This is a genomic window from Pantoea sp. E2023-21 (assembly GCF_051302795.1).
Taxonomy (GTDB): Bacteria; Pseudomonadota; Gammaproteobacteria; order Enterobacterales; family Enterobacteriaceae; genus Pantoea; species Pantoea ludwigii_A.
On the sequence record NZ_CP195344.1, the window covers coordinates 3,675,984 to 3,688,901 of the forward strand.

The 12,918-nt window shown below is 54.8% G+C and carries 10 protein-coding genes; 4 read left to right on the top strand and 6 right to left on the bottom strand.

From position 1 onward, the window contains the following. Positions 1-141 precede the first annotated feature (141 nt). The 3 genes from ACRQ84_RS17170 to ACRQ84_RS17180 all read right to left on the bottom strand — a co-directional run bounded on the left by ACRQ84_RS17170 (position 142) and on the right by ACRQ84_RS17180 (position 3,408). On the bottom strand, positions 142-1,008 hold the full coding sequence (locus ACRQ84_RS17170; RefSeq protein WP_064737858.1) for a nucleoside-specific channel-forming protein Tsx: 867 nt from the start codon (positions 1,006-1,008) through the stop codon (positions 142-144). A gap of 385 nt (positions 1,009-1,393) precedes the next feature. Then, positions 1,394-2,752 carry a sensor histidine kinase gene (locus tag ACRQ84_RS17175; RefSeq protein ID WP_064737857.1) on the bottom strand — a complete coding sequence of 453 codons (1,359 nt, stop codon included), beginning with the start codon at positions 2,750-2,752 and terminating at the stop codon, positions 1,394-1,396. Next, positions 2,749-3,408, bottom strand: a complete 660-nt coding sequence (locus ACRQ84_RS17180; RefSeq protein WP_007888511.1) for a response regulator — start codon at positions 3,406-3,408, stop codon at positions 2,749-2,751. The genes ACRQ84_RS17175 and ACRQ84_RS17180 overlap by 4 nt, the downstream gene beginning before the upstream one ends. A gap of 289 nt (positions 3,409-3,697) precedes the next feature. Between ACRQ84_RS17180 and ACRQ84_RS17185 the strand changes: the two genes are divergently transcribed. The 3 genes from ACRQ84_RS17185 (at position 3,698) to ACRQ84_RS17195 (ending at position 6,467) form a co-directional block, all read left to right on the top strand. Further along, positions 3,698-4,066 (top strand): helix-turn-helix domain-containing protein, encoded by a 369-nt coding sequence (locus ACRQ84_RS17185; RefSeq protein WP_007888509.1) that lies wholly within the window; start codon positions 3,698-3,700, stop codon positions 4,064-4,066. A gap of 187 nt (positions 4,067-4,253) precedes the next feature. Further along, positions 4,254-5,144 (top strand): LysR family transcriptional regulator, encoded by an 891-nt coding sequence (locus ACRQ84_RS17190; protein ID WP_064737856.1) that lies wholly within the window; start codon positions 4,254-4,256, stop codon positions 5,142-5,144. 111 nt (positions 5,145-5,255) lie between these two features. After that, complete coding sequence (locus ACRQ84_RS17195) at positions 5,256-6,467, top strand: MFS transporter (RefSeq protein ID WP_483816676.1); 1,212 nt, start codon at positions 5,256-5,258, stop codon at positions 6,465-6,467. A gap of 169 nt (positions 6,468-6,636) precedes the next feature. On the opposite strand, the gene ACRQ84_RS17200 is transcribed toward ACRQ84_RS17195, so the two are convergent. Together ACRQ84_RS17200 and ACRQ84_RS17205 are read right to left on the bottom strand one after the other, a co-directional pair. Continuing rightward, entirely contained in the window at positions 6,637-9,027 is a 2,391-nt protein-coding gene (locus ACRQ84_RS17200) for a glucose/quinate/shikimate family membrane-bound PQQ-dependent dehydrogenase (protein ID WP_483816677.1), read from the bottom strand. Positions 9,028-9,312: 285 nt separating this feature from the next. Further along, on the bottom strand, positions 9,313-9,912 hold the full coding sequence (locus ACRQ84_RS17205) for a hypothetical protein (RefSeq protein ID WP_483816678.1): 600 nt from the start codon (positions 9,910-9,912) through the stop codon (positions 9,313-9,315). 421 nt (positions 9,913-10,333) lie between these two features. On the opposite strand from ACRQ84_RS17205, the gene ACRQ84_RS17210 reads away from it, so the two are divergent. Then, the gene (locus ACRQ84_RS17210) at positions 10,334-11,572 is read left to right on the top strand and encodes an MFS transporter (RefSeq protein ID WP_483816679.1); all 1,239 of its coding nucleotides are present in this window, start codon (positions 10,334-10,336) and stop codon (positions 11,570-11,572) included. A gap of 128 nt (positions 11,573-11,700) precedes the next feature. On the opposite strand, the gene ACRQ84_RS17215 is transcribed toward ACRQ84_RS17210, so the two are convergent. Then, a complete protein-coding gene (locus ACRQ84_RS17215; RefSeq protein WP_483816680.1) occupies positions 11,701-12,861 on the bottom strand; it encodes a Gfo/Idh/MocA family protein in 1,161 nt (386 codons plus the stop codon). Between the last annotated feature and the right edge of the window lie 57 nt (positions 12,862-12,918).

Below are 12,918 nucleotides of genomic sequence, written 5' to 3' on the forward strand. Positions count from 1 at the left end.
CGCACCCTACATTGTAGGGTCGCCATTAATGGCGACCGTTTAACCAACCGCACCCTCTAATGGCGACCGTTTAACCAATCGCACACTCTCATGGCGACCGTTTAACCAACCGCATCCTCTAATAGCGACCGTTTTACTCGATTAGAAGTTGTAACCCACCACCAGGTAGTAACCCCAGCCGGTTGATTTCACTTCAAATGGACCTTTGCCGAAGTTCAGCTCCTGGCCGTCAGCCCATTGGCCGCCGTTGTGGAAGTAACGCGCCACGGTGGAAACATGCCAGTGATCATAGTTCAGCGACAGTATGTGGCTGGACGCAATCGAGTTGCTGGTGCGTGAACGATCTGACTTGTCACGCAGATCCGAACCCCAGTCGAAGTTGGTGAAGCCGATGTAGCTCAGCTTGCCGCCCCACAGGTCGGTAATCGGTACAAAGTATTTCACCTTGAAGCGATAACCATCCCAGCTGTTCTCGTTCGCCGCACCGTAGTTTTCCCACTGGTATTTAGCGTAAACGTTCAGCGACAGGCCGATATCGCTGTGCGTATCGATGTCGGTGCCAAGACCCATGTACCAGGTGTTCTGACGGTTATCGCTGTTGCGACCCATGTCATAGATGTAGTTGTTGGCGAAATACCACTCTTTAAACGGACCAAAAGAGAGATCGGTGCCGGTCAGCTTATCGATAGAGAAACGTGGCTCAATTTCCATGAACATCGGCGAACCGTGGTCGAACACGCCGTTAGCGTTGCTGTTGCCCACGCCGAAGAAGTTGGTGAGATCGAGGTAGCCGTAGAAATCGAACCAATCCTTTTTGGCAAAGGCTTCATATTCGAGGTACACGTCGTTATTGAACTGAGGTCCAAAACGGGTGTGGTAACTGCCCACCACGTTAACGCTCTGATGCCACCAATCAGAAACGTATTGCGGATCGCTTTCTGCCGCTTGTGCTGTACCAGTTAAGCCACTGGCCAATAAAGCGCCTGCTATCAACGATTTATATTTCATTATTTTACCACATGCTTGTGATCGCCGGGCTGACGCCGCGATCGGGTGAAATCGATCCCAGGGATGGGCAGTGTGTTGTCGTATCCGGTCTGCAGCGCCAGATTTTCAAGTTTGCGTAATGTGCCTGTAACAGAGGCATAGAAAATAGATTTTGGTCACGTTTGTCAAAAAGTGTTGCAGTTTGATTCACTGGAAATGTGATCGTTATCACATAAATGTCGTGTGGCGAACGGAACCCCGCAACCGTTTACGTGTCGCGTACAGCTGGAAACGTGTTAGATGTGGGAAAAGGATGTAGCGGCGCGATTTATCGCGCGCCCTTTTGATGAGCACCGTTTCGCTGCAATAAGGCGCAATAAATTGCGCCGCAACGGCACGGTGTGAGTTATGGCAAGGTCACGCGCACCTGCAGGCCAGCAATCTGACCTTGTGGATCATGGCGGTTCGACAGCGCAACCTGCATCTGATGTTTCTGCGCCACGCTGCGCACTATCGACAACCCTAAACCGCTGCCTTGCGCCTGAACATCCGGCGAACGAGTAAAGCGGTCGAAGGCGCGCTCAATAAAGGATTCTGCCATGCCGGGCCCGTTATCCACGATATCCACCACGGTATGATTGCCGACGCGATGCAGCAGCACATCCACCAGACTGCCTTCCGGTGTATGCAGCATCGCATTGCCGATAAGGTTATCGAACAGGCTGCGCAGATCGGAGCGGCTGGCGTGCAGACGATAGTGCGTCGTGCCGTTGAAACCGATATCAATACCGCGCTTATCCGCCACCACCATCAGCTGCTCAATGCTCTCTTTCAGCAGATCGTCCAGCTCGATGCTTTCCACCGTGGCGACCACCGATTGATCTTCCTGACGTGAGATATTCAGTAGCTGCGTCACCAGATGGCGCGTACGCGTAACGCCCGCTTCCAGCTGATCGAACTGGCGGCTGGCTTCACCGGGTTGAATATGTTGCCGCAGGTTCTCCAGCTGCAAGGTTACTGCGGTGACCGGCGTGCGCAGTTCGTGCGCCGCATCCTCAAGGAACTGACGCTGTGATGACCAGGCCGCGCGCAGTTTATCCAGCAAAGCGTTGTAAGCCGCCACCAGCGGCAGCACTTCATCCGGCAAGCCATCGGGAGAAACCGTATGCGGATGCAGTGTTTCCTGCGCAGCGATATGACGTGAAGCCACGCGTAAATCGCGCGTAATGGCACGCACCACCAGCCATATGACCAGCAGTGAGAGCGGCATCATGAGCATCAACGGAATGATGGCCGACAGCGCCCGTTTTAGCATCAGGCTTTTCATGTAGCCGATGTTGTGCAGGACCTGAATATTCCCGATCTCACTGCCCAGCTCGCCGGGACGCGTGTATACGCGCCATTCGCAGTCATCTCCGCAGTCACCGACCTTGAGATCGTGCCAGCCTTTTTTCATTTGCAGCGGCGCGTGTAAATCAGGCCACGAGCTGGCGCGCAGTTTATTATTGGTATCCCATAACTGGACAATGTAGGTGCTTTTTAATTTTTCGGCATGCATCACCATCGGCATCAGGGCGGGCATACGCTGGCTGGTGGCCCACGCATCGGCAATCTTAGCGAGCTGGTCGTCCTTCATGGTGCCCATCATATCGCCGTAGCAATGATAGAAATACCAGGTTACACCGCCAATCATGGCCAGATGCAGAATCACCAGCGTGGTGAGCAGTTTGTTACGCAGTGAGCGCATAAAGGTGAAAGGTTTCATATTGCCGGAACCCGCCAGCCGAGCCCGCGTACGTTGCGAATCACTTCGTTATCCAGTTTACGGCGCATACCGTGAATCAGCACATCAACCGCGTTGCTGCTGACTTCTTCGCCCCAGCCGTAAATGCGGTTTTCTAACTGTTCACGTGAAAGAATGGCGCCCGGTCGCTCCAGCAAGGCGTAGAGCAGGGCATATTCGCGCGCGGTAAGCTGCTCGCGTTGGCCTTTGTACAAGACTTCACGCGTCATGATGTCGATCTGCACATCGCCGCTGCCCAACAGGGAATCCGCCGCACCGTGGCGACGTCGGGTTATAGCTCGCATGCGTGCCAGTACCTCTTGCAGATCAAAGGGTTTCAGCAAATAGTCATCCGCGCCGCTGTCCAATCCCTGAATACGTTGCTGCACGGTATCGCGGGCGGTGAGCACCAGCACCGGCGTCATGTCGCCGCGCGTGCGTGCGCGACGCAGCACCTGCAGGCCATCTTCACGCGGCAAGCCGAGATCCAGCAACACGCAGGTATAACCGCCTTCCGCCCAGGCATTACTGGCAAACACGCCATCACGTACCCAATCCACCGACCAACCCGCCGCTTCCAGCGCTTGCTGCAGGTTCGCGCCAATCATTTCGTCATCTTCTACCAGCAGCACACGCATGATGCCCTCCAACTTAACTGAACGCAGTTTAGCGCCAGATAATTAGCGCAGAATTACCCTCCGTCATACTTCAAGCTGCAGATGCGTTGGCTGCGTGTGTTCACCCCAGTCACTTACTTTTGTAAGCTCTTGGGGATTCTCACACTTGCCGCCTTTCCGCATCTTGAAGTATTTAGGAGGGCCGGATTTCTCGCCTTGCTAATTCTGCGCTAATTTTCCGCTAATTAAGGGATAAATTTAACGCGCTACAGTGGCTGCACTGGACAAATCGTTTAAGCAGGAGAATCCCATGAATCAGCGCGAGTTTATCCGTAGTTTGCTGGACTGGATAGAGAACAACTTAGGACACGATCTGCATCTGGATGAAGTAGCACGCCGCTCGGGATACTCCCGCTGGCATCTGCAACGTCTGTTTCGTCAACACACCGGTTTCTCACTGGCTGAGTACATTCGCCAGCGTCGGTTGACGGAATCCGCGCTGACGCTGATCAACAGCGATGAAGCGATTCTGCAGGTGGCGATGAGCTACGGCTTTGATACCCAGCAGGCTTATACCCGCACGTTTAAAAACTATTTTCTCGTCACGCCAGGCCAATTGCGCCGCCAGCGTCGCGTTGAACCGGATCGTCTGCTATTCCCGCTGGCGATGGCGAGTTGAGATAGGGGCACCGATATTCCCTTGGGTGCGTTTCGTAGCGGCGCAATTTATGGCGCAATATCTGGATGGGCAAGCTGCCGCCATTGATACGCGCGATAAATCGCGCCGCTACGGAATGTGCGATGATGGATTATTGCAGGCTTAGCTTTTAATCTACGGTTCTCACTCATCCAGCCCGTCAGAGAACATGGACAACCGCGACAATCTCTCCGCCATGATGCTGTTTGCACGCGTGGTGGAACGGCAAAGCTTTAGCGAAGCCGCACGCACCCTGGGCGTCTCCAAATCGCACGTCAGCCGTGAAGTGGCCCGGCTAGAAGTGCGACTCGGCATCAAGCTGCTGCAACGCACCACGCGCAAAGTGGTGTTGACCGAGCTCGGCCAGGCTTACTATCCCTTCTGTGTGCGTATGCTGGAAGAGATGCATCGCGCCGATGCCTTCGTACAGCAGGTGCATCAGCTTCCGGCCGGTAATGTGCGCTTGCAGGCACCGATCACCTACGGCTGTCAGTGCGTGGTGCCAACGCTCAATGACTTTATCCGCCGCCATATTCACATCAACGTCGATCTCGAACTCACCACCCGCGATGACCCGCAACCCAGCGCCGATGTGGCGATTGTCATCCGTGCGCGTGCGCCTGATGCGGCCAATTATCGTGAACTCGCCAGCATTGATTGGGGCTTGTACGCCACGCCCGATTATCTGACGGCACATGCGCCGATTGATCACCCTAACCGTCTGACGCGCCACGATTTGTTGCTGTTTCACGGTCCGGCGCACACGGCGGCGCTGCCGTTTCGTCGTGATAAACAGCGGCTGGCGCTGGATGTGCACAGCCGCTTCCGCGCTAACAACAGCATGGCGCTGCTGAATGCCGCGCTGGCCGGTACCGGCATCGCGTATCTGCCCGCTTATATGACGCAAGACGCCTTAGCGCGCGGCGAAATCCAGCAGGTGTTGCCGGAATGGCAAATGGACCGTCTGCACAGCTATCTGTTGCTAAAAGAGCAGCCACAGCCCTCATCGCCGGTGACCTTGCTGTGTGATGCGCTGATCAACGCGCTCAGCACGACGTGATTGTTGTTATCTGGCAACAATAATGCGCCGCCTGACAATTATCCGCGCAAGGCTGTTTTCTCCAAAGAGTCACTGTTAGCCTGCTAAAAAAGCAAAAACAGGGATTTCACCATGCAGCAACCCTCCATCGCGTTAGCGCCCGAACAGCAACACTGGAAGCGAAATTTATTTGTTTGCGTGCTGGGATCGTTCAGCACCATTGTGGCGATGACGCTACTGTTGCCGTTTCTGCCGCTCTACGTGCAGCAGCTTGGCGTGCAGGAACCGGCGGCGATTGCGCGCTGGTCAGGCGCGGCCTACGGCGCCACCTTCCTTAGCGCCGCCCTGACCGCGCCGCTGTGGGGTAAGCTGGCCGATCGTTATGGCCGCAAACTGATGTTGATCCGCGCCAGCCTCGGCATGGCGATTGCGATGTCGCTGATTGGTATGGCCACCGCGCCGTGGCAACTGGTGGCGCTGCGCTTGCTGGCGGGTTTACTTGGCGGTTACGCGTCGGGATCAACCATTCTGGTGGCGGCGCAAACGCCAAAAGAGCAAACCGGCTGGGCGCTGGGTGTGCTGTCGTCCGGCATTATGGCGGGCAACGTGGTGGGGCCGCTGCTGGGCGGCGTGTTGCCACCGCTGATTGGCATTCGTCATACGTTCTGGCTGACCGGCGCGGTGATTTTTCTCGCGTTTCTGGCGACCACCTTTTTGCTGAAAGAGGTGCCGCGTCCCTCCGGCAGGAAAACCCCGCAAAGCGCCGCAGATGATGCGCAGTCGATGAATTTGCCGGTAGTGCGCCTGATGTGGCTGTCGGGCATGCTGCTGATTTTCGCCAACATGTCGATTGAACCGATTATCACGCTGTATATCGGCCAGTTTGTCAGTGGTGATCACGCGGTGACGGTCACTGCCGGATTGGTGATGGCAGCCGCTGCGCTTGGCAGCATTATCTCCGCGCCGCGTTTAGGACGGCTGGCCGACCGCGTCGGGCATGGCCGAGTGCTGGTGTATGGACTGATTGCCTGCGCGCTGCTGCTGATCCCGCAGGCATTTATTAGTGAAGCATGGCAATTGGTGGTATTACGCTTTTTGATGGGAATGGCGCTGGGTGGCCTGATGCCGTGCGTGACGGCGCTGATTCGTCACAGCGTGCCGCAATCGCAGGTGGGTAAAATGCTCGGTTATTCCACCTCGGCGCAGTATGTCGGCCAGGTTTCGGGTCCGCTGTTCGGCGGTTTTATTGGCGGCGCATTTGGCATGCGTCCGGTGTTTCTGGCGACTTGCGTGATTATGGCGCTGTGCGCGCTGTTAAACGCGCGGGTGCTGCGAAAGCGTTAACCGTACGACATGATGACCACTCGGGCCCGTGGGATCGCCCTTCATGGCGACCGTTATGATGGGCACACCGCAAGTTTGTGCGGTTTTTGCACAGGTCACCATAAATGGCGACCCTACAAAAAAAGGCGGACTTCACAGTCCGCCTTTCTCATTACATCAACGCGAAAACTTACTTCGCGTCTGGCAGTGCATAAGCAATCACATAATCACCCAGCTTGGTACCAAACGAACCGTGACCACCTGCCGCGATAACAACATACTGCTTGCCATCCACTTCATAGGTCATCGGCGTTGCCTGGCCGCCTGCTGGCAGACGTGCCTGCCACAGCATTTCACCGGTGTTGGTGTCGAATGCACGCAGATAGTTATCTGCGGTAGCACCAATGAAGAACACGTTACCCGCGGTGGTGATTGGGCCGCCCAGCATTGGCATACCCATTTTGAACGGCAGTGGCACTGGTGCGCTATCACGCACCGTACCAATGCGTTTTTTCCACACGGTTTCGTTGGTCTTCAGATCAACCGCTGAGACATAGCCCCACGCCGGTTGTTTACATGGCAGACCAAACGGTGACAGGAACGGATTCAGCTCCACGCCGTACGGTACGCCGTACTGCGGTTGGATGCCGGTTTCGGTACCTGAACCGCCTTTGTCATCAGCCGGTGGCTCGATCGGGTTGCCCGGACCGCGCGGAATCAGCTTCGACACAAACGGCAGCGCCATTGGGTTAGCAATCGCAATCTGACGATGTGGATCCACCGCGATACCGCCCCATTCGAACATGCCGAGGTTGCCTGGGAACACCAGCGTGCCTTGCTCAGACGGTGGCGTGAACGGACCTTCATAGCGCAGACGCTTGAAGATCACGCGGCACACCAGTTGGTCATACATCGTCGCGCCCCACATGTCCTTGTCCGACAAATTATTTTTCGGACGGAAGGTCAGTTCGGAGTACGGCTGAGTAGGTGAAACGTGGTCACCTTTAGCAGCACCCTGTGGCACCTGGGTTTCAGGCGCAGGGACAACCGGCTCGCCGGTACGACGATCCAGCACAAAGATGTTACCGGTTTTCGCCGGTGCATAAATCACCGGTACGGTTTTACCCTCTTTGTCAGTGATATCAGCCAGCGTCGGCTGCGACGGCAAGTCCATATCCCACAGGTCGTGATGCACGGTCTGATATGACCACACCAGCTTACCGGTGGTGGCGTTCAGAGCCAGCACACTACTCGCATAACGCTCTTGCTCTGGCGTGCGGTTGCCGCCCCAGATATCCGGCGTCGAGACACCCATTGGCAGATAAACGATATCCAGTTTCGGATCGTATACCGCCGGCGCCCACGAGTTCGGTGAGTTCATGGTGAAGGTGTGTTCATCGGCCGGAATCGCGTTAGGATCTTTAGCGCCCGGATCGAATACCCACAGCAGTTTACCGGTGTTCACATCGAAGCCACGGATGGCGCCAGACGGTTCACGGGTTGAGTAGTTATCGGTGACCGCACCCGCTACCACGATGGTGGTATCGGTGATAACCGGCGGCGATGTCGGCTCGTACTGACCTGGAGTTAATACAGGCTGCTTGTGCTGCAGATCCAGTTCACCGTTATTGCCAAAGGCGGCACAACGTTCACCGGTTTCTGCATCCAGCGCGAACATGCGGCCATCATTTACCGGCAGGTAAATACGGCGTGAGCACAGCGCAGGTTGGGTGTTTGCCGCATCGGCAGCAGCTGGCACTTCGTGGTAAGAAACACCACGGCAGGTGACGTGCTGGAAGGTTGGATTCGGCTTCAGGCCCGGATCAAATTTCCACTTCTGCTTACCGGTTTTTGCATCCAGCGCAAACAGAATCTGGTGCGGTGAGCAGAGATAAAGGGTGTCGCGGATTTTGATTGGCGTCACTTCATCCGTGATTTCACCCGGATCGTTCGGTGTCTTCATATCGCCGGTCTGGAACTGCCAGGCAACCTGCAGCTCTTTAACGTTACCGGTGTTGATCTGTTTCAGCGGCGAGAAGCGGGTGCCTTGCTGATCACGCGCATACGCGGGCCAGTCAGCATCATCGATGTTGCTGAGCGGCTGCGCCTGCGGAGCATTGGATGCTGCCGCTGGAATTTCACCGTTCAGCTCTTGTGGATCGTTGAACACTGCCCATGCCAGCACCAGCGCACTGGCAACCAGCGCCACCGCCAGCAGGCCAAGCGCGCCTTTGCTGGCATTATTCAGACCGCGATAGACAAACGGCAGAATCAGCCAGACGCCGAAGATCACCAGCACATCGGTACGCGGTGCCAGCGCCCAGAAGTCGAAGCCGACTTCCCACACGCCCCACACCAGCGTTGCCAACAGCAGCAATGCATACAGCAGTAACGCTGAGCCGCTACGGCGCCACAGCAGAATAGCGGTGATCAACATGACCACACCGCCAATAACGTAGTACCAGGAACCACCAATGGCGGCTAACCAAACGCCACCAACCAGCATAAACGCGCCCGTCAGCAGTGCAAAAAGCACTGTGAGAAAACGGATTACGCCAAAAGATGAGGAAGCTTTCCCCATAATATTGACCTCTTTCTTTGCCATTAAAAACTAAAAAGGAAACAACGCGTTGGGTTGCTTCCCGACATAGAGTACGAAATAACGAAAACGGTTCGAACGACGCTTTCCGTGCGGCGAGTTGATCCCTTTGCGTTAAATTTTATCTTAAAAACGTTAAAGGGTTTGATATTTTTAGTGCTTTGCACTCGTTGAGGGGAAGTAGTGCGACATTTTATGAGGGAATAAAGGCGTTATGTCCGGTTACATCGGGCCATAACACCTTAGAACAATACTTTGTGTAAACGTTTACCCTTCAAGCAGCGAGCTGTGGGTACGTTGTTCTTGCCAGCCGCTTAAATTAAGTTCCGCATAGTGAGCAGCGGGCAGTGTTAACTGCGGCGTGCGTAATATTACTTCTGCTTCTCTTTCCCGACAGGACTCGAGTAGAAATGGGAAGCTGAACTTGAGGTAATTATCGTTAAAAAATTCCTCGGTCAGCACTAATCCTTTTAAAGGAAAAGCCGCGATATTCTTCCAACAGGTGCCGGGCGGTGCCAAATCATAAAGCCAGAAAGAGAAATGCTCAGCCGCCTGGCGTAACGCACTATCTTCCTGAACTAAATCGGCATAATTGATCGCCAGATGCACATTATCATTTTGCAAGCTGGAATAATTTTCCGGTGCCTGTAAAAAGCGCTGCAGATTATTTCCTGTAAACGGGATGATTATTAATTCAGGTGAATTCGGCAACTGATTATGCAGCGAAATTATGTTGCGTTCATTAAGTAATGCCTTGTTGTCCTGTTCAACATGCATAAAGGGCGCTGAATAACACACACCGGTTAGCGCGCCGTCGAAACGTCGGATGCGCTCAGTAACATAAGGATTATAAGAACTGTTTTCCATTTATCTCTGTGAATAAATTAATTGGCTGGAACGTCTTAACTATTATAAGGACGGCGAGATTAATGAAATCTTGACGCAGCCAATATAAACAGATTTGCTTAGGGATTTCACCTTTTTTAACTCTGTCTGCTAGATAAATATTAGGCGTTTAAATATTGTTAATTTAGATTTTACTGGAACATTAGGAATTATTTGGATATTTGCAGTTGAAAACCATCAGCCTGCTAATATTAAGAGCGCAATACTTAGCTAAAATTTAGATAAGCTTCTGTTTTTAAACAGCACTGCTAGCCATTGTCTGGCTCATCAAGATGTCGCACTCTGTGGCCTGTAAAAAATAAAGCGGAAGCCATTAGATGGCTTTTCACCAGGTTGGTGCAACGACGCCAACTGAAGTCATTATTTTAGGATGGGATAAACTATGGGTTCACCAGTATCCGCAGCTGAGGATTCGTTGCTGCGGCACAGGTCGTTTGTCGCCTTTTGGCTGGCACGCACTTGTTCATCGTTTGGTTTTCAAATGTTCTCGGTCGCGGTCAGCTGGCAAATCTATGCTTTGACCCACAGTGCATTGGCGCTGGGCATGATCGGTCTCATGCAATTTCTTCCTTCTGTATTGCTCGCGCTACCCGCCGGGCATCTGGCGGATCAACTCGACCGGCGCCGCATCGTGTTACTCGGACAATTCATTGAGTGGCTGGCGCTGCTTGGGCTCGTTGCGCTCACGCTGATGAACTGGGCGGGCAAGATTGAGATTTGGGGATTGGTATTCCTGATCTCCGTGGCGAAGGCGCTCGAGTGGCCAGCGATTACCTCCATGTTGCCAGCACTGGTGCCGCCACCGATTCTGGCGCGCGCCATGGCCGCCAGTTCGGTGGGCGGACAGGCGGCAGTCATTATCGGCCCTACGCTTGGCGGCTTCCTTTATGTCGCCGGTCCGCATGTGGTGTATGGCGTCTCGGCGCTGTTTTATCTGTTCTCAATCGTGCTGGTGAGCCGACTGCGCTATGAGCGTCCGCCGCAGGCGCGCTTGCCGATGAATCTGCCTAACCTGTTTGCTGGCGTACGCTTTATCCGTGACCGCAAAGATGTGCTTGGCGTGATTTCACTCGATCTGTTTGCAGTGCTGCTCGGCGGTGCGACCGCGCTGTTGCCGATCTTCGCGCAAGATATTCTGCATACCGGACCGTGGGGATTGGGCATTCTGCGCGGTGCGCCATCAGTCGGTGCATTACTGGTCGGCGTGTGGCTCAGCCGTCACAAGCTGGAAAAGCATGTTGGCATGATCATGTTTGGTTCGGTGGCGGGTTTTGGCGTGGCGACGCTGGTATTCGCGCTCTCCACGCAGCTGTGGCTATCGGTAGTGGCGCTGGCTGCGCTGGGTGGCTTCGATATGGTGAGCATGGTGATTCGTGGTGCGCTGGTGCAGTTGGATACGCCGGATGACATGCGCGGCCGCGTTAATGCGGTCAACGCCATCTTCATTAATACTTCGAATCAGCTCGGCGAGTTTGAGTCAGGTTTGCTGGCGGCGTGGATGGGCGCTGTGCCTGCGGCGGTGATTGGTGGTATTGGCACATTGGTGGTGGTTGGCGTATGGATGACGATTTTCCCGCACCTGCGCAAACGGCAGAAGCTGGAAAACGAAACGGTGGTTTGAGGTATTTTCGTGCAGTCTGTAAAACGGTGCGCATAAATGCGCAACCTACGTTGTAGGGTCGCCATTTATGGCGACCGTCATGATGGCCGCACCCTATATGGCGACCGTCATGATGGCCGCTTGATCTACTACGCTGTCGCTCTTTTCCCCAGGCTGGCGTCAAAGTTTTTCCAGCTATCGGTCATATCCACCACGGTTCTCGATTTTCGCGCTTCATCGATTTTAATCGCGGTGAGTCCTGCTTCCAGTGCATCCACCACTGAAACCTTCAGCGGCGTTCCCTGTTTAATGTGTTTTACAATCTCTTCAGCCATCAACGCATCGGCACCGTAATGGCCGTCGTAGGCGTTGCCGTCATAGGCGGTATCCACTTCGCGATCACCGGTGCGGGCGTTGTGTACGCGGAAGTAGTTCCGCACAAAGTCACCTTCGGCCATGCCATCGGTGCCCATTACGCAGAAGCGGCGAAACTCGTCCGGCACGTTAAGGTTGGCGTGGAAGGCGAGGGTGGCGCCACCGGCATACTCAATCAGCGCGGTTTGGTAATCGACGATATCCGCATCGCCATCAAACACCGCATCGGTACTTGACCAGCCGCTCGGTTTAACGTGATACACCTCAGACTGCGGCGTTACCGCACCTTTAGGCGCGTGCTGCGGCGTAAAGTTTTTGCGTCCGCCGAAGCTGGCAACCCGCACTGGACGCTGGCCCACCAGACCTTGATAGAGGTCGATATCGTGACAGCACTTTTCCAATATATACGGGCCGGCGTACTTCTCCAGACGACGCCAGTCGCGCTGGAAGAACGCACCGTGATAAGGCTTGATGTGTTCGGTGGCTTCAATCGAGGTGATTTCGCCGAGGCGGTTTTCATCGCGCGCGGTAAGCAGATCGCGATAGAGCGGCGAGTAACGCAGCACCAGACCGACCAAAATGCGCTCGTGACCATATTGCTGCACCAGGCGTGCCATCGCCATGGTCTGTTCTTCGTTGATCACCACCGGCTTCTCGGTGAACACGGTGTAGCCTGCGGCTAAACCCTGACGAATGTGCTCAAGGTGCATAAAGTTCGGCGAACCCACCAGCAGCAGGTCAAAGCCGCCGTGCTGTAGCAGCGCATCCACGCTGTCAAACGCGGTGCCCGCATCGATGCCAAAGCTGTGCAGATTGGGTAACCCCGCCGGAGCCGGATCGATATAACCCACCACGGAAAAATCTGTGTCGGCTTTGTTGAACTCTTTCACCACGTGGGAAAGACGAAAGCCCAGACCAATAATGCCCACTTTCATGTTGTACCCCTGAAGCCCGTTGCCTGTTAGCCGCCCGACCTGTCAGGCTGCTGATAA

What these genes read in the sequence shown, in the direction of transcription:
- ACRQ84_RS17200 (WP_483816677.1), bottom strand. Translation starts at nt 9,027, where the DNA reads ATGGGGAAAGCTTCCTCATCTTTTGGCGTAATCCGTTTTCTCACAGTG.
- ACRQ84_RS17215 (WP_483816680.1), bottom strand. Translation starts at nt 12,861, where the DNA reads ATGAAAGTGGGCATTATTGGTCTGGGCTTTCGTCTTTCCCACGTGGTG.
- ACRQ84_RS17170 (WP_064737858.1), bottom strand. Translation starts at nt 1,008, where the DNA reads ATGAAATATAAATCGTTGATAGCAGGCGCTTTATTGGCCAGTGGCTTA.
- ACRQ84_RS17195 (WP_483816676.1), top strand. Translation starts at nt 5,256, where the DNA reads ATGCAGCAACCCTCCATCGCGTTAGCGCCCGAACAGCAACACTGGAAG.
- ACRQ84_RS17175 (WP_064737857.1), bottom strand. Translation starts at nt 2,752, where the DNA reads ATGAAACCTTTCACCTTTATGCGCTCACTGCGTAACAAACTGCTCACC.
- ACRQ84_RS17210 (WP_483816679.1), top strand. Translation starts at nt 10,334, where the DNA reads ATGGGTTCACCAGTATCCGCAGCTGAGGATTCGTTGCTGCGGCACAGG.
- ACRQ84_RS17205 (WP_483816678.1), bottom strand. Translation starts at nt 9,912, where the DNA reads ATGGAAAACAGTTCTTATAATCCTTATGTTACTGAGCGCATCCGACGT.
- ACRQ84_RS17180 (WP_007888511.1), bottom strand. Translation starts at nt 3,408, where the DNA reads ATGCGTGTGCTGCTGGTAGAAGATGACGAAATGATTGGCGCGAACCTG.
- ACRQ84_RS17190 (WP_064737856.1), top strand. Translation starts at nt 4,254, where the DNA reads ATGGACAACCGCGACAATCTCTCCGCCATGATGCTGTTTGCACGCGTG.
- ACRQ84_RS17185 (WP_007888509.1), top strand. Translation starts at nt 3,698, where the DNA reads ATGAATCAGCGCGAGTTTATCCGTAGTTTGCTGGACTGGATAGAGAAC.